This is a genomic window from Mycobacterium sp. SMC-8, assembly GCF_025263565.1.
Classification (GTDB): domain Bacteria; phylum Actinomycetota; class Actinomycetes; order Mycobacteriales; family Mycobacteriaceae; genus Mycobacterium.
The window spans coordinates 2011915-2026387 of the sequence record NZ_CP079865.1 but is presented as its reverse complement, the minus strand read 5'-3'; the positions used below and the strand labels follow the sequence as shown (position 1 = coordinate 2026387).

Below are 14473 nucleotides of genomic sequence, written 5' to 3'. Positions count from 1 at the left end.
AGCCGTCAGGCCACCGCCATCACCCGGTAGCCGTCCCACACACTCGGGTATCTCGGCCGCCACGGTGTCACCGCGCGCAGCCGCGCATTGCTCACTCGCAGTGACCTGGTCATCGAGGTCGCGCGATCCCCCGCCAGCAGTGCCGTCCGGCCCGGCGGGTGCAGCCAGGGTTTGACGCCTACGGCAGCTGCCATCGCCGCGCTGTTCTGTTTCGCGGTGACGGGGCAGTCGTCGGCGACGTTGTAGGTGCCGGGCGCTGCCTCCAGGGCGGCGACGACCGCCGCGGCCGCGTCGGCCAGGTGTATTGAGGACATGTAGCTGTCGGGCCGTCCCGCCTGAAACGCGATGCGGCGGCGGGCCAGCGCCATGATCGTCTCGCTGTGGGCCGCACCTGGTCCGTAGAAGAACCCGAATCTGAGGATGATGGACGCACCGCCGTTCTGGCCGAACCTGCGACTGCTCGCCTCGGCGCCGTGGTTTCCCACCGCGATCGGGTAGTGGTCGACCGGCCAGGTCTCGTCGATCCACCTGGTGCCACCGTCGCGGTAGATCATCGACACCGACTCTTGCACCACGCGCTCGACGCCCGCCGCGATCGCCGCGTCGACGAGTGTCGCCGACCCCTGGATCCGGATCCGGTGGCACTCCTTCCATGCCGACTTCAGCATGAAGCGCTCGGTCGACGGCAACGACGACGCCAGGTTCACCACTGCGGCGTGCCCGCGGAACGCCGCAGTCAGCGCGTCGCGGTCGAACAGCGACACCTGCACCGCCGTGGCGCCCTGCCGTTGCAGCGCCTGCGCTTTCGCTTCACTGCGCGCCATGGCCGTCACCTCGTGACCGGCGGCGACCAACGCGGGCACCGCATACCCACCGATTGCTCCGGTGCCGCCGGTGACGAAGACCCGCATGCTCGTCACGCTAGCCCGCGGTTCAGCACGGCGGGCCCCCGTTCCGGGGTTCCAGCAGCGCCTCGTTCTCGCGGCGCTGCTCGGCGAGCCGCTGGGCTCGTGCCTGGACGCGGGTCTGGGTGCGCCGCGGCATGCCCAGACCGGAGAGCCGACCAGGGGTCGGCACCCGATCGGACGCGGCGACATCGACGGGAGCTGTCGGCCGGCACAGCGCCGGGAACAGCACCCTGCTTCCCGGCCGGGTGGTCACCACCTGGCCGCCCGGCGACGTCCACACGACGGTGCCGTCCGGGGACTGGACATCGCGCCAGCCCCAAAAAGTCTTGAGCAAGTGGTGTTTTCGGCACAGCGCTTTCAGGTTCGACGCCTGTGTCGGGCCCACCGGATAGGGAATCGTATGGTCCAGATCGCAACGATCGGCAGGCACGTCGCAGCCCGGGAACCGGCACGTTATGTCGCGGCAGCGAACGAAGTCGGCCAGCTTCGCCGACGGGACGTACCGCGACTCCGGTGGTGACTGTCCCGGATGGATCAGCCGCCGGATCGTCGCCGTCTTGGCCACCACGGCCGCCAGCAGCGGCGCCGGCAGCACCGCTCCCCCGAGGGTCATCCCCGGATTGGTCTTCGCCGGGCCCCACCCCTCGGGAGAAGCAAGCAAATCCCGGCCCGTTCGTTGCTCGGGCTCGGGCACGTGCTCGCCGTGGGCGCTGAACGGGGTGTCGTCGCTCAGGCTCTCTTCTTCGGCGATCACAAGTACCACCACCGCGCTCGGGGCACGCCCCGCGGCTGGGCAGTCATCGGTGCCGCACAGACACGTCAAGCGGTCCGCCTTGGCCGACATCGCCCCTATCGCCGCCGCTCGTCGCTGATCCCTATTTCTGGGGTCTCGGTTGCAGACGCTGCCGGCCAACTCGTCGAGCCGACGATCAAGAGCCTCTCCGTCATGCTCATGTAGGACCGCCTCGACGTAACACACTCCGGAACCGTTCTCGGCCGGTGTCACATCGACATGGCACGACCTCGACGAGCCCTCCGCCCGCACCACAGCGGCAGGGTCGAATCGGTCGACCCAGTAGTCGATTTCGCTCTCCTGCTTGGCCTTCGACAGCGATCCCCACGCGGTGATTTGAGCAGCGATCTCCACATCGACCTTCGCCCTGGCGTCCGGGTCGGCGATCAGCCGGGTGCGTCTCACCGCAGCTCTGGCGAGCCGGTACGAGATCGCGCCGGAAGCAAACACTTCGGCCACCTGCGGCATCCGTTGCCGCAGCGACCATGCGTCGAGAAGCTCGTTGGAGGCCACGCCGGGCGAAACGTTCTGCGCCGCGGCCACCTCGGCCGACACCGCATCCCAGTTGTCCAGGCACCACTGCTCGCGCTCGGCGCTGTCCTTGTCGGCGAGCTTCGACTCCAGCACGTCCGCCATCGCGGACAGCCGGCGCGCCACCGCCGCGTTCTCCGCGCGCGCCCACGCGCCGATCGCCGCGGCACCACGCGACCGCAGCGCTTCGGCCGCCAGTTCTTCGAACATGCTTTCGATAGTAGTGGGCCTCAGGCCCACCCAGACGGCCAACTTATCCGGCTGTGGATAGATTCGGGTTTGGGGATAACGCGCCGTCGCGACGGAAAGGGCATCCGTGACCACACCGCACCGAGACAACGTCCTGCTCGTGCACTGGCACGACCTCGGCCGCCATCTCGGCGCCTACGGCCACGCCGACGTCCATAGCCCCCGGCTTGACCGACTGGCCGAAGAGGGCGTCCTTTTCACCGCCGCCCACGCAACCGCCCCGCTGTGCAGCCCGTCCCGAGGGTCGCTGTTCACCGGCCGCTACCCCCAATCCAACGGACTGGTCGGGCTCGCGCATCACGGCTGGGAGTACCGCGCGGGAGTCCGCACCCTGCCGCACATCCTCGGTGAGAATGGTTGGTACACCGCTCTTTTCGGAATGCAGCACGAGACGTCGTTCCCGGACCGGCTCGGCTTCGAGGAGTTCGATGTGTCCAACTCGTACTGCGAGTACGTCGTCGAGCAGGCCACCCGCTGGCTCACCGACCCGCCGGACAAGCCGTTCCTGCTCACCGCCGGGTTCTTCGAGACGCACCGGCCCTACCCCCACGACCGCTACCAGCCGGCCGACCCGCACGCGGTCTCCCTGCCCGAATACCTCCCCGACACCGCCGACGTCCGCCAGGATCTCGCGGACTTCTACGGATCGATTTCCGTCGCCGACGCCGCCGTCGGCCAGCTGCTGGACACGCTGGAAGCCACCGGCCTGGACCGCAGCACCTGGGTGGTCTTCGTCACCGACCACGGGCCGGCGCTGCCCCGTGCCAAGTCCACGCTCTACGACGCGGGCACCGGCGTCGCACTGATCGTCCGGCCGCCCCGGAACGCCGACGTCACACCTCGGGTCTACGAGGAACTGTTCAGCGGTGTCGACCTGGTCCCGACCCTGCTCGAGCTGCTCGGCCTCGACGTTCCGCCGGACGTCGAAGGACTCTCGCACGCAATGCAATTGACGGCTCCCGACGAGCAGCCGGTCAGGACTGCGGTCTACACGATGAAGACCTACCACGACTCGTTCGACCCGATCCGGGCCGTCCGCACCAAGGAGTACAGCTACATCGAGAACTACGCGCCGCGACCGCTTCTCGACCTGCCGTGGGACATCGCCGACAGCGCGCCGGGGCGTGAAGTCGGGCCGCGGGTACGAACCCCGCGTCCTGAACGTGAGCTCTACGACCTGACCAACGATCCCACCGAGCAACACAATTTGCTGGGCGCAGAGGTCAGCGATACCGCCGACGCCGTGAGCACCGAGTTGGCACTTCTGCTCGACGCCTGGCGACAGCAGGTCAAGGACGTCATTCCGTCGGACTTCGTGGGCACCCGTATCGCCGACCGCTACACCCAGACGTATGCGCGAGTTCAGGGGATCCAAATCCCAAGCCGCTCAGCGAATGCCGCTGAGCGCGGCATCGACCACGCTCGCAGCTCCACGCAAGAGTTCGACTCACGCTGATCGCAAATACCAGGGCTGCCGCGCTCCCGGTTTCCGGTTAAGCTCTCGCGCATGTCAGCCAGTTCGACGGCGTATCTCGTGCTCGCGTCTCAGCGCAGCGGCAGCACGTTGCTGGTCGAATCCCTGCGCGCCACCGGCGTCGCCGGCGAGCCCGGCGAGTTCTTCCAGTACCTCCCGACCACGAGTCAGTCACCCCAGCCGCGGCAGTGGTTCGAAGGCGTCGAGGACGAGTCGATCCTGCGTCTGCTGGATCCCACCGACGAAGGCAAGCCCGACCTGGCGCCACCGGAGATCTGGCGGGACTACATCCGCACCGTCGGGCGTACGCCGAACGGGGTGTGGGGCGGCAAGCTGATGTGGAACCAGACCCCGCTGCTGCTCCAGCGGGCCGCGGGTCTGCCGGACCGCTCCGGCACCGGACTGCTGTCGGCGATCCGTGACGTCGTCGGTAGCGACCCAGTGCTGATTCACGTTCACCGCCCCGACGTTGTGTCCCAAGCGATTTCGTTCTGGCGCGCGGTGCAGACGCGGGTCTGGCGCGGACGGCCCGACCCCAACCGCGACGCGCGCGCCGAATACCACGCCGGCGCCATCGCGCACGTCGTCAGGATGCTGCGCGAGCAGGAGGCAGGGTGGCGTAACTGGTTCGCCGAGGAGAACGTCGAGCCGATGGAGGTGCCGTATCCGGTGCTGTGGCGCAACCTGACCCAGGTCGTCGCCGAGGTGCTGGAGAAGCTCGGCCAGGACCCGCGTCTGGCCCCGCCGCCCGCACTGGAACGGCAGGCCGATCAACGCTCTGACGAATGGGTCGACCGGTACCGCGCCGACGCGGAGAGGGAAGGGCTGCCGATCTGACCGGTCACTTCACCTGGGCGACGACGAATATCCGGCGGAACGGAAAGAACGTGATTCCGTCGGCGCGTTTCGGGTAGTGCGCGTCGAGTACCGGACTCAACTCGGCGCGGTACCGCTGCCAGGCGCCCTCGGTCAGCCGTTCCCGTACCTGGGTCAGCGCGGTACCGGTGATCCAGTCCAACACCGGTGTTTCACCGCGCAATTCGTGTACATAGGTGGTCTCCCAGGCATCCACGGCACAACCGGCGTCGGTGAGCAGACCGGCGTACTCGGCCGGGGTTCCCACCACGTCCGCGTCCCGCCACGGCATGTCGGCCAACGCCTCGGCGAACAGGTCGCGACGGGCCACCTCCCGGATCGCGGCGTGCGACGGGGCCTCGAAGTTGCCCGGCACCTGGAACGCGATCCACGACCCGGGTTCCAGCTGCCCGGCCCAGCGCACCAGCAGATCGCGGTGTCCGGGCACCCACTGCAGCGCGGCGTTGGCGATCACCACGTCGGTGCCGGGTTCGGGCGCCCAGTCCGCGATATCACCCAGACGCGCGTCTACCCCACGTTCGCACGCCGCGGCCACCATCTCCGCAGAAGTGTCCCAGCCCGCCACCTGCGCGTCCGGCCAGCGCATGGGCAGCACCCCGGTCAGATTGCCCGGGCCGCAGCCCAGGTCCACCACCCGGCGCGGGGCGTCGGCCCCGACCCGGGCCAGCAGATCGAAGAACGGCCGCCCGCGGTGGTCGGCGAAACTCAGGTAGACGTCGGGGTCCCACATACCCGCCGATTCTGCTCCCCCACGGCGGTGTCATCATCGACTCGATGGATGAACCCGAATCGGTCCGGCGGATATGGCAGGCTCTCGGCCTCCCCGGCATCGTGGATGTGCACACGCACTTCATGCCGAAGAACGTGATGGACAAGGTCTGGCAGTACTTCGACGACGCGGGTCCGCTGATCGGCAGGCCGTGGCCGATCACCTACCGCAGCGACGAGAACGACCGGTTACGCACCCTGCGCTCGTTCGGCGTGCTGGCCTTCACGTCGCTGGTCTATCCGCACAAACCCGAGATGGCGGCGTGGCTGAACCAGTGGGCGGCCGGCTTCGCCGCGGACACCCCGGACTGCCTGCACACCGCGACGTTCTTCCCCGAACCGGGCGCCGCCCGGTACGTCACCGCCGCGCTCGACTCCGGCGCCCGCGTGTTCAAGGCGCATGTCCAGGTCGGCGGCTACGACCCGGCGGACCCTCTGCTCGACGCCGTCTGGGGCGTGATCGAGGACGCCGGCGTCCCGGTGGTCATCCACTGCGGATCGGGCCCGGCCCCCGGCCAGCACACCGGGCCCGCTCCGATTCGGGCCGTCCTCGACAGGCATCCCCGGCTGCGGCTGATCATCGCCCACATGGGTGGCCCGGAATATCGCGAGTTCCTGGATCTCTGCAACGAATTCGAGCAGCTGCACCTGGACACGACGATGGCGTTCACCGGCTTCATGGAGGAGAAGATGCCGTTCCCGGACGCCGAGTACGGCCGGCTCCGCGACATGGGGCACCGCATTCTGTTCGGCAGCGACTTCCCCAACATCCCGTACGGCTACGCACATGCACTGTCCGCACTCACCGAGTTGCCCGGGGTGGACGATTCCTGGCTGCGTAACGTGTTCCACGACAACGGGGTTCGGTTGTTCGGCCCAACTGGGCCCGACACCGGGGCTACCATCGGGCCGCAACCGGTGAGAAAGGCGGCGCCGTGACCGAATCGCAGGCTCCCGTGGAGGCGCCGCTCATCCCGGTTCCCGACGTCCCCGGCGCCGACGCCACCGCCCGCGGTCTGCCGCGCCGGGTCGACCTGACGTGGCAGCAACGCCTGATCGTGGATTCGTCCGCGATCGCCGACCTGGCGCTGCGCACGTCGATCGCGTCGCTGCTCAGCGCCACGATGGTGCCGTCGGTGGCCGGCGCCCTGCGCAGATCGGACACAAGGGCCGAGCGTGAGCATCTGCGCTTCTACGCCGAGCTCGCCGCCGCCCAGGATCCGCAGACCTCGTTCCCGGCGCCGCAGTCGCCGCCCCGGGTGTCGTCGCGGCCCGCCAATCCGGTCGCGGAATGGGTCGCGCGCGGCAACGTCCGCAACATCCGCTTCCAGAGCAGCTTCCAGGCCGTCAACCCCGCACTGCGCGACCAGTGCGCGGGATTCGTCCGCAACAACGTCGTCCACGCTCAGCACTGGCGCCACGACGACGGCCCGCGCCCGACGCTGTGTCTGATCCACGGATTCATGGGATCGGCATACCTGTTCAACGGGTTGTTCTTCTCGCTGCCCTGGTTCTACCGCAGCGGTTACGACGTGATGCTGTACACGCTGCCGTTCCACGGCCGGCGCGCCGAGAAGTACTCACCGTTCAGCGGGCACGGCTACTTCGCGCACGGCATGGCGGGCTTCGCCGAGGCGATGGCGCAGGCGGTGCACGACTTCCGTTCGGTGATCGACTATCTCGAGTTCACCGGCGTGGACCGGATCGCGCTGACCGGGATGTCGCTGGGCGGATACACCTCGGCGCTGATCGCCAGCGTCGACGACCGCGTCCAGGCCGTCATCCCGAACGTCCCGGTCGTCACCCCGGACCGCACCGTGGACGAGTGGTTCCCCGCGAACAAGGTGGTGGCGCTGCGGGACTGGATCGCCCGCACCGACACCGAGCTCGTCGACGCGGCCACCATGTACTCGTCGCCGCTGAACTACCGGCCGCTGGTCCCGAAGGACCGGCGGCTGATCATCGCCGGCCTCGGCGACCGGCTGGCGCCACCCGAGCAGGCCGAGATGCTGTGGCGGCACTGGGATCAGTGCGCCTTCCACTGGTTCCCGGGCAACCACGTGCTCCATGTCAGCCAACCCGACTACCTGCGCCGGATGACCCGCTTCCTCGGCGGGTTCATGTTCGACTGAGCACCGGCGGCACCGGGCGGGTGGGACCGGGCAACCGCTGATCCGAAGCCGGTGCCAGCGCCGCCAACGCCGCGGCGTGCCGGCCATGTTGCGGGCTCAGCCCCGGCAGCGGCGCCCGGGCTCCCGGTCGTTGAGCGGTGCGCACGGCACAGGCCGCCGCGAACTCGGGTCGCGTTCTGTCCCCGGTGAATTCCACAGCGGTCCAGAGCTCGACCGCGTCGAGGTCCCGGACCGCCGAGAGCATGTCGTCGAGTGGTTCGTCGGAGACGAGCGCGTATGCGGCGAGGTAGCCCCGGCCGTCCTCGACACTGCGCCACCGCTCCTTGGCTTCATCCTGGAGCGGGACCGCCGCGGTATCGTCGACCGACACCTCCCACCCGGTCTCACGCAGGTGGTCGGCGAGCCGACGAGCCGCCAATTCTGCGGTGTCGCGCAACGGGATAGCAGCCGACCGGGCCGACAGCGCCGCGATGTTACCGGCCGCGCCGAGGGTGAGTCCGACCCAGGTGATCCGGGTTCCGTCCGCCTCCCGGCTTGTCACGCGGACCTTGTCGAACCTGATGCCGTAGCGGTCCAGGTAGCCGGCCACCAATGTCAATGCAGGCTCGGCGGTGTCCGATGGTTCAAGCCGTAGCACGACGGTGACGTACTCGTCGGACCTGGAGTCGTCGCGGATCCGTCCGCCCCGCAGCAGGATCGCCAACCGCCGGCCGACGATGGTCGTCACATACCGGCCGCGCCAGCGGGCGAACAAGACGATGACCGCAACCACGGCCACACCGAGCAGCCATCGGTGTGGAACGGTCTGCCACGGGTAGGCCATCACGGCCGGTACGACGAGCAACGCGGCCAGGGTGAGCCGGACGGTCATGACGACGTTTCCTTCCTTCTCGCGCTTGATACCGCTACGGCGAGCACCACGAGCGCCAGCACCCCGGCCCCGGTGAACGCGACCGCGCGCGGGACGGGATCATGCGGCGGCGGTGGCGGCGGTGCGGCGATCGGCTTGACCGCCGCGGGGTCGATGTCGTTGGTGTCGGGCACATTCCAGGTCAGCGCTGCCACGGGGTCGACCCGGCCGGCGCCGACGAGGTTCGACGGGGATCGGGCCGCCGACTGCGCCGTACCGGTCAGACGCTCGATCACCTGCCGTGCCGGCAGCTCCGGAAACCTGCTGCGCACCAACGCCGCGACGCCGGCCACGTATGCCGTCGCATAGCCGGTACCGCGAACGGGGTCGATCCGGTCCTGTTCTGCGGGCAGGCCGTTGGCCAGGCCGCCGGTGTCGTCGTTGCTCACGGACGTGATGTTCTCCCCCGGTGCGGCGATGCCGACCCAGGGCCCGGCCATCGTGAACGACGACGGCCGCCCGTCGGATCCGAGCGAACCGACCGACAGCACATACTCGTGCCACCACGCCGGTATCGACACGGCCGAAACCCCGGACCAGTTGCGCGGATCCGCCGGCAGCGCCGGATCGGAGGGCGGATTGGATTCGCATGCGGGACCGTTGTCGCCGGCGGCAGCGACGATCACCACATCCTTGTCGACTGCGGCGTACCGCAGTGCCGCGCCCAGCCCGTCCTGATCGAAGTTCTTGCCGACCGGCACACAGGTCACCGCGGAGATGCTGATCACCCGGGCGCCCTGGTCTGCGGCGCGCACAATCGCAGCCGCCATCGCCTGAGTGTCGAGTGCCGCGCGGGTGAGGGCCGGGTCCTCACCGCCATCACGGGGCGCGTACCGCGGCGATGCCACGCGGATCGACAGGATGCGTGCGTCCGGTGCGACACCCGAGAAGCCATCTGCGCCAGGCTGTCCGGCGATCAGTCCAGCGACGAGCGTGCCGTGCCCGTCGCAGTCGGTCAGGCCGTCCCCGGAGGCGACATAGTCACCGCCGGCCTCGACGTCGGGCAGCCGGGGTCCGGGCCTGACCCCGGTGTCGAGCACCGCGACGGTCTGCCCCTCGCCCCTGCTGTGGGTCCAGGCCTGGGACAGATTCAGCGCGGACGCATTCACGTCAGAGGCAAAGGGCTCGGTCCCCGGGATAGCGGTGCTCGTCACACACGGATTGCGTTGCGCCAGTGCCCCGATCGGGCCCGCGCTGCCGTTGGGGGTGGGGGTGGCGGGGTCGACCTGAGGCGGCGGAATGGCACCGGCCGGCGCTGCACCGACCGCCAGCATCGTGACCGTCACCGCCAGCGCGGCACTCGCACGCCGCATCAGAATCCGTTCAGCGCCCAGGCGAAAAGCCCGACGAGATAGGCCATCACCGGGATCACCGACGCGTCCACGGCGGCGGCGGCGAAGCCGAGCAGTCGGCGCATCGGCAGGGAGTAGGTCTCCGGTTCGGCGATACGCGGGTTCAACGCCGCCACCACCCACGCCGCGACGACGACGGCGAACGCGCCCGCAGCCCACCACGCCGCATCGTATCGGCCGGCCGCCGCGAAGACGGCGGACAGCACGGCCGAGATCAGGAACGGCTGAGCGAGCAGCCACGCCTTGCAGGAGGACGAATCCCACACGCGGGCACGCAGCACCGCACCGAGCGCGGTCGCGCCGACCAGGAACCATGCCCACGGCGACGTGCTGCCTTGGCCGGCGACGCCGGGCCACACGACGAACACCGAACCGGCCACACCGAGCAGCACACCGGCGGCGATGAACCCGGTCTGGTGCGCGTCGCTCGCACGGATGCGGCGCGGCAGGTCCTCGAGCACCCGGCGCGACGGCGCCGACGGTGCGGGGTCGCCCGGTGCGGGGATCACCGGCACGGGCAGCCGGGCGCAGATGGCCGACAACTGCGCCGCCTGCACCGTGACGATCAGCGCGACCACGATCAGGATGCAGCCGATGTGGACCGGCGTCAGGGTCCAGATCGCAGCCGCCGCGGAGACCAGCAGCACGCCGAGCGCGGACGCCGCCGCGGCGGTGAACAACGCGATGGCCCGCTCACCGACCGTGATGCTGATGATCGACCACGCCGCCACCCCGGCTGCGCCGAGCACGATATTCGAGGCGCCGAATTCGCCGGGCACTGCCAGTGTGAAGGCCGCGGCCACCGAGGGCAGCGCCGCAGCGGCAAGCGCGGCGGCCAACCGCGGCGAGTTGGCCCGGGCCACCAGCGCGCCCAGCACGGCGCCGACTGCGACCGCGCTGACCGCGAACAGGCCGATCATCGAATCGGTGAACACCCGGTGGGCGACGGCGAGGGCGGTGGCCGCCAGGGTCAGGGCGATCACCGCCGCGGTGGCGCCGCGCCGGATGTGCCCTTGTCCCCAGGGCTTCTCACGGGACGCCGAGAAGATCATCGCCGCGTCGGCGATGTCCTCGACGATGCGAGGCGCCGGCGGACCTGCTGGAATCGGCTGCAGCGCAAGCAGATCGCCGTCGACGACACCGACCGTGTTCAAGGTCGCGTCCAGGCTGAAGGGCGCACCGCCGATCGGTGCGAGGCTGAGTCGGCCTGCCGTGCCGTCGTCGTCGCTCGGCGTCACGATGCGCTGCACCGCCGGAACGATCTCGCGCAGCGGGAGATCTGCGGGCAGCGCGATCTCGGTGATGCGTCCGCCGCGGTCCGCGGCGTCCTCGTCGCCCACCGCGGCGGTGAGGACCGCGACGCGGACGATCGGCATCACGGCGCCGGCCGGGCCGAGGGTGTTGGTGTCTAGCGGTGGCATATCTCTTCTCTCTGGCTTCTGCTGTCGAAGTCTCTGGTGACGGACTGGTCGGGGAACCAGGGTCCGTCCGGGAGCGCAGCGGTCAGCCGCTCCACGGCGGCGGCCACGGCCACCGGCTCCCCGGGTGTGAACGTCGAGATCCACTCCCCGTCACGGGCTTTGGTCGGACTGACCAGCACTCGGCCCACCGCGGTGTCGACAACGCTGACACCGACGTCGGTGCTGACGCGGTGCCCGTCGCGATGCTGACCGGCCACGATCTCGACGTAGGTCCGGGCCTGTTCGAACGCGGCCACCACAACAGGGCGCGCGGACGGGGGGACACCGAGGTAGTCGAGCAGGTCCCGCGCCGTGGCACCCCTGCGGATCTGGTCGTCGGCCTTGGCCCCGACCCGGGCGGGCAGCGAGAACTCTGTGAACCGCGCGGGCGCGCGCCCCGACAGGCCGACGGTCAGCACCGGAACCAATGCCTGTGGATGGTCGATCTGCATCTCGGTCAGGGTGATCAGCCCGCCGCTGCGCAGCGCCACGACCGTGCGCATGGCGTCGCGGGCGATGATGCCGCGCAGCATCGCGCCGCGCTCCCCGACGAATCGGAGCTCCAACCACTGCGTGGGCCGGCACACCACCCGGATCCACCGCGCCACCGCGGGATCGATCACCCGGTCGGCAGTCATGACGCTCAGCCGGGCCAGCCGCTCGAACTGTTCCCGCTCGAACTGTGCCCGCTGTGAGTGGTCGCTGTAGGGCGGCGTGATCGCCAGCACCCACGGGAACGTTCCCGCCCCGAGGATGTCTGCGAGAAACCAGGCCGCGTCGGCGTTCAGCTCGACGGCATTAGCGTGCACGGCTACCGGTCAGCCCCACTTGGCGCCTTCGGCCTGATCGCGTGCGGCCATCGACGTTGTGTTCATCTCGTGGGTACTGGCCATCGCGCGGTAGGCCCGGACCAATTCCTCCAGGGCGCCGTTCCACTGCGCCTGCCAGGCCTGGTAGGTCATACCGGTATCGCCCTGCCAGGCGCTCTGCAGCGCGGTCTGCTCGCTGGCGATGTCAGCACCGACCGCGTGCAAGGCGCCGGCGTAGCTGTTCATCTCGCCGGCGTGCGCGAGCATCGCCGGGTAGTTGTACATGATCTGTGACATCGAGGTCTCTTTCCGCTGAGGTGTCGGTCGGCCGGGTCAGATGGCGGTGTAATTGCTTGCGGCGGCGGCATCTTCGGCCACGTAGGAGGCCGCTGCATCACCGATGTTGGCCTGCGCGAGGTCCAGAAGGGCGTTGATCTTGGCCGAGGCCTCCACGAAACGGGCGTGCGCGGCCTGAAACGCCGCCGACGACTCGCCCATGTGAAAGGCCTGGGCAGACTGCGCCGCCTGTTCGGCCTGGGCAATCGTGCTGCGCATCAGCGCGGCCTTGGCACCGAACGCCGCCTCGGAGGCGACCAGTTGCGGGATGTGAGCGTCCAGCATGCTCATTGAGAGTCCTTTCCATTGGATCCATCGTGGTGGTTGCGGTGCTCGTCGGGTTCGGTGTTCGGGTCCCACGTGCCCGGGAGCATCGGCGCTTTCGGGCCGCCGCCGAACGCGTCGCCGGCCAGCGTGGTCAGGCCGCCGGCCTGTTCACCGTCCTTTGACACGGTGCCGGCGAAACCCATCGGCCCTGCGCCGCGCTCGGTCGCCGCGATGCGGGGTTCCTGTCGTGCCGGCGGCTCGTCGTCGGGCTCAGGCTCATAGTCGGCGAACGCGTCGGCATAAGCGCGGCCGGTGATCTCGTCCTTCTGTCTGCGCCGGCGCTTGCGACGCTCGGCCGCCGAGGCGGCGATGCCCGAGGCCGCCGCCGGGATACCCGACGACGGGGCTTTGGCACTGCTGGAATCGCGCACTGTCGGCGAGAACCCCGAACCTGGGTCGCGGCCGGCCACCGCGTAGGGCACAAACGGCGCGGCCGCGGCGGCGGGAGCGCCCGGTGCCGGTGCCGTCCCCGTCGCCACCGTGCCCGCCGTCGCCGCAACGCCGCTCGGTGCCGGCGGAGCCGAGATGGCGACCGCGGGATTCGGCTGGTCGGCGCGGCTGGGAGCCGGCGCAGACGATGCGGCGGGTTCCTCGGCGGGTACTTCCGCGGCGGGCGCCGGAAGCCTTTCCAAGAGGTAGGCACCCACGCCGAGCACGATCGCCAGCGTGGTCGCCACCAGCGGCAGAAGAATCAGCGACGGGTACAGGATCGACGCGCCGACCCATGAGACCGCCTGGTAGGCCACGGCAGCCAGAAACGGGCCCCAGGTGATCAGAGCCTGCGCCGGGTTGGTGAGGAAGTCGGTGATGAGCCTGATCGTGTTGCCCAGGGGGTCGCTCAGGAAGTCGAAGATCGGCTCGAAAAGGAACCTCAGCACTTCGCCGTAGGCGCGGATGAGGTCAGCGATGATGTTGGACAGGTCGAGCGCCGACCCGGCCTCGGCGGCCTGCAGCTGGGCCCCCATCTGCGTCATGTCCGCCATCGCCCTGCCCGCCTCCCCGACGCCGGGTGCCAGCACGAACGGCGCGGGTGTGGCGGTCGGCGCGGCGGCCAGCGCCGCACTCGACACCGCCTGGTAGGTCGCCATGGTGGTGGCCGCCTGGATCCACATCCGGACGTAGTCGGCCTCGTTCAGTGCGATCGGAATGGTGTTGATGCCAAGGAAGTTGGTGGCCACCAGCACGGCGTGAGTGGTGTGGTTGAGTGCCAGCTCGGGCAGGGTGGGCATGGTGGCCAACGCGGTCGAGTACGCGGCCGCCGCGGTCTCGTGCTGCACCGCCGAGGCCGCGCCGGCCGCGCTCTGCTGGGCCAGCCATGCCAGGTACGGCGTGTGCGCGGCGACGTACTGTTCCGAGCTCGGGCCCTCCCACGCCCCGGCCTGTACGCCGGCCAGAATCATGCTGAGTTCCGCTGCAGCCGAGGCATATTCGGTGCTCAATGACTGCCACGCCGCCGCCGCGGCGAGCATCGACCCCGGCCCCGGTCCGCTGCTGAGCAGCGCCGAGTGCACTTCGGGCGGCAGTGCCATCCAGACCGGCGAAGTCATG

Annotated in this window: 14 protein-coding genes; 4 read left to right on the top strand and 10 right to left on the bottom strand. The window is 69.7% G+C overall.

The window, feature by feature from the left end:
• Window positions 1–5: 5 nt before the first annotated feature.
• On the bottom strand, window positions 6–911 hold the full coding sequence (locus KXD97_RS09850; protein ID WP_260756537.1) for an NAD(P)-dependent oxidoreductase: 906 nt from the start codon (window positions 909–911) through the stop codon (window positions 6–8).
• Window positions 912–933: 22 nt separating this feature from the next.
• Window positions 934–2442 (bottom strand): HNH endonuclease signature motif containing protein, encoded by a 1509-nt coding sequence (locus tag KXD97_RS09845; protein WP_260756536.1) that lies wholly within the window; start codon window positions 2440–2442, stop codon window positions 934–936.
• Between the two features lie 106 nt (window positions 2443–2548).
• On the opposite strand from KXD97_RS09845, the gene KXD97_RS09840 reads away from it, so the two are divergent.
• Together KXD97_RS09840 and KXD97_RS09835 are read left to right on the top strand one after the other, a co-directional pair.
• Window positions 2549–3937: a sulfatase gene (locus tag KXD97_RS09840; protein ID WP_260756535.1), complete on the top strand. Its 1389-nt coding sequence runs from the start codon at window positions 2549–2551 to the stop codon at window positions 3935–3937.
• 51 nt (window positions 3938–3988) lie between these two features.
• The gene (locus KXD97_RS09835) at window positions 3989–4792 is read left to right on the top strand and encodes a trehalose 2-sulfotransferase (RefSeq protein WP_260756534.1); all 804 of its coding nucleotides are present in this window, start codon (window positions 3989–3991) and stop codon (window positions 4790–4792) included.
• A 4-nt stretch (window positions 4793–4796) separates the two neighbouring features.
• On the opposite strand, the gene KXD97_RS09830 is transcribed toward KXD97_RS09835, so the two are convergent.
• Window positions 4797–5561: a trans-aconitate 2-methyltransferase gene (locus KXD97_RS09830; protein ID WP_260756533.1), complete on the bottom strand. Its 765-nt coding sequence runs from the start codon at window positions 5559–5561 to the stop codon at window positions 4797–4799.
• 44 nt (window positions 5562–5605) lie between these two features.
• Between KXD97_RS09830 and KXD97_RS09825 the strand changes: the two genes are divergently transcribed.
• Window positions 5606–6538 (top strand): amidohydrolase family protein, encoded by a 933-nt coding sequence (locus KXD97_RS09825; RefSeq protein ID WP_396884921.1) that lies wholly within the window; start codon window positions 5606–5608, stop codon window positions 6536–6538.
• Complete coding sequence (locus tag KXD97_RS09820) at window positions 6535–7731, top strand: S9 family peptidase (protein WP_260756532.1); 1197 nt, start codon at window positions 6535–6537, stop codon at window positions 7729–7731. The genes KXD97_RS09825 and KXD97_RS09820 overlap by 4 nt, the downstream gene beginning before the upstream one ends.
• Here the strand turns inward: KXD97_RS09820 and eccE are convergent.
• From eccE to KXD97_RS09785, 7 genes are read right to left on the bottom strand one after another with little or no spacing between them, the layout of a single operon-like run.
• Window positions 7718–8602 carry a type VII secretion protein EccE gene (eccE, locus tag KXD97_RS09815; protein WP_260756531.1) on the bottom strand — a complete coding sequence of 295 codons (885 nt, stop codon included), beginning with the start codon at window positions 8600–8602 and terminating at the stop codon, window positions 7718–7720. The genes KXD97_RS09820 and eccE overlap by 14 nt on opposite strands.
• Entirely contained in the window at window positions 8599–9954 is a 1356-nt protein-coding gene (mycP, locus tag KXD97_RS09810) for a type VII secretion-associated serine protease mycosin (protein ID WP_313901368.1), read from the bottom strand. Before mycP ends, eccE begins: the two co-directional genes overlap by 4 nt.
• Complete coding sequence (eccD, locus tag KXD97_RS09805) at window positions 9954–11414, bottom strand: type VII secretion integral membrane protein EccD (RefSeq protein ID WP_260756530.1); 1461 nt, start codon at window positions 11412–11414, stop codon at window positions 9954–9956. Before eccD ends, mycP begins: the two co-directional genes overlap by 1 nt.
• Window positions 11402–12262 (bottom strand): ESX secretion-associated protein EspG, encoded by an 861-nt coding sequence (locus KXD97_RS09800; protein ID WP_260756529.1) that lies wholly within the window; start codon window positions 12260–12262, stop codon window positions 11402–11404. The genes eccD and KXD97_RS09800 overlap by 13 nt, the downstream gene beginning before the upstream one ends.
• A 9-nt stretch (window positions 12263–12271) precedes the next feature.
• Window positions 12272–12559: a WXG100 family type VII secretion target gene (locus tag KXD97_RS09795; protein WP_260756528.1), complete on the bottom strand. Its 288-nt coding sequence runs from the start codon at window positions 12557–12559 to the stop codon at window positions 12272–12274.
• Window positions 12560–12595: 36 nt separating this feature from the next.
• On the bottom strand, window positions 12596–12889 hold the full coding sequence (esxG, locus tag KXD97_RS09790; RefSeq protein WP_260756527.1) for a type VII secretion system protein EsxG: 294 nt from the start codon (window positions 12887–12889) through the stop codon (window positions 12596–12598).
• Window positions 12886–14472, bottom strand: coding sequence for a PPE family protein (locus tag KXD97_RS09785; RefSeq protein ID WP_260756526.1), 1587 nt, complete (start codon window positions 14470–14472; stop codon window positions 12886–12888). The genes esxG and KXD97_RS09785 overlap by 4 nt, the downstream gene beginning before the upstream one ends.
• Window position 14473 lies beyond the last annotated feature (1 nt).

Excerpts from the sequence above, each read along its gene's own strand:
- KXD97_RS09845 (WP_260756536.1), bottom strand. The coding sequence starts at position 2,442 with ATGTTCGAAGAACTGGCGGCCGAAGCGCTGCGGTCGCGTGGTGCCGCG.
- KXD97_RS09835 (WP_260756534.1), top strand. The coding sequence starts at position 3,989 with ATGTCAGCCAGTTCGACGGCGTATCTCGTGCTCGCGTCTCAGCGCAGC.
- KXD97_RS09850 (WP_260756537.1), bottom strand. The coding sequence starts at position 911 with ATGCGGGTCTTCGTCACCGGCGGCACCGGAGCAATCGGTGGGTATGCG.
- KXD97_RS09825 (WP_396884921.1), top strand. The coding sequence starts at position 5,606 with ATGGATGAACCCGAATCGGTCCGGCGGATATGGCAGGCTCTCGGCCTC.
- esxG (WP_260756527.1), bottom strand. The coding sequence starts at position 12,889 with ATGAGCATGCTGGACGCTCACATCCCGCAACTGGTCGCCTCCGAGGCG.
- KXD97_RS09830 (WP_260756533.1), bottom strand. The coding sequence starts at position 5,561 with ATGTGGGACCCCGACGTCTACCTGAGTTTCGCCGACCACCGCGGGCGG.
- eccE (WP_260756531.1), bottom strand. The coding sequence starts at position 8,602 with ATGACCGTCCGGCTCACCCTGGCCGCGTTGCTCGTCGTACCGGCCGTG.
- KXD97_RS09795 (WP_260756528.1), bottom strand. The coding sequence starts at position 12,559 with ATGTCACAGATCATGTACAACTACCCGGCGATGCTCGCGCACGCCGGC.
- mycP (WP_313901368.1), bottom strand. The coding sequence starts at position 9,954 with ATGCGGCGTGCGAGTGCCGCGCTGGCGGTGACGGTCACGATGCTGGCG.
- KXD97_RS09785 (WP_260756526.1), bottom strand. The coding sequence starts at position 14,472 with ATGACTTCGCCGGTCTGGATGGCACTGCCGCCCGAAGTGCACTCGGCG.
- eccD (WP_260756530.1), bottom strand. The coding sequence starts at position 11,414 with ATGCCACCGCTAGACACCAACACCCTCGGCCCGGCCGGCGCCGTGATG.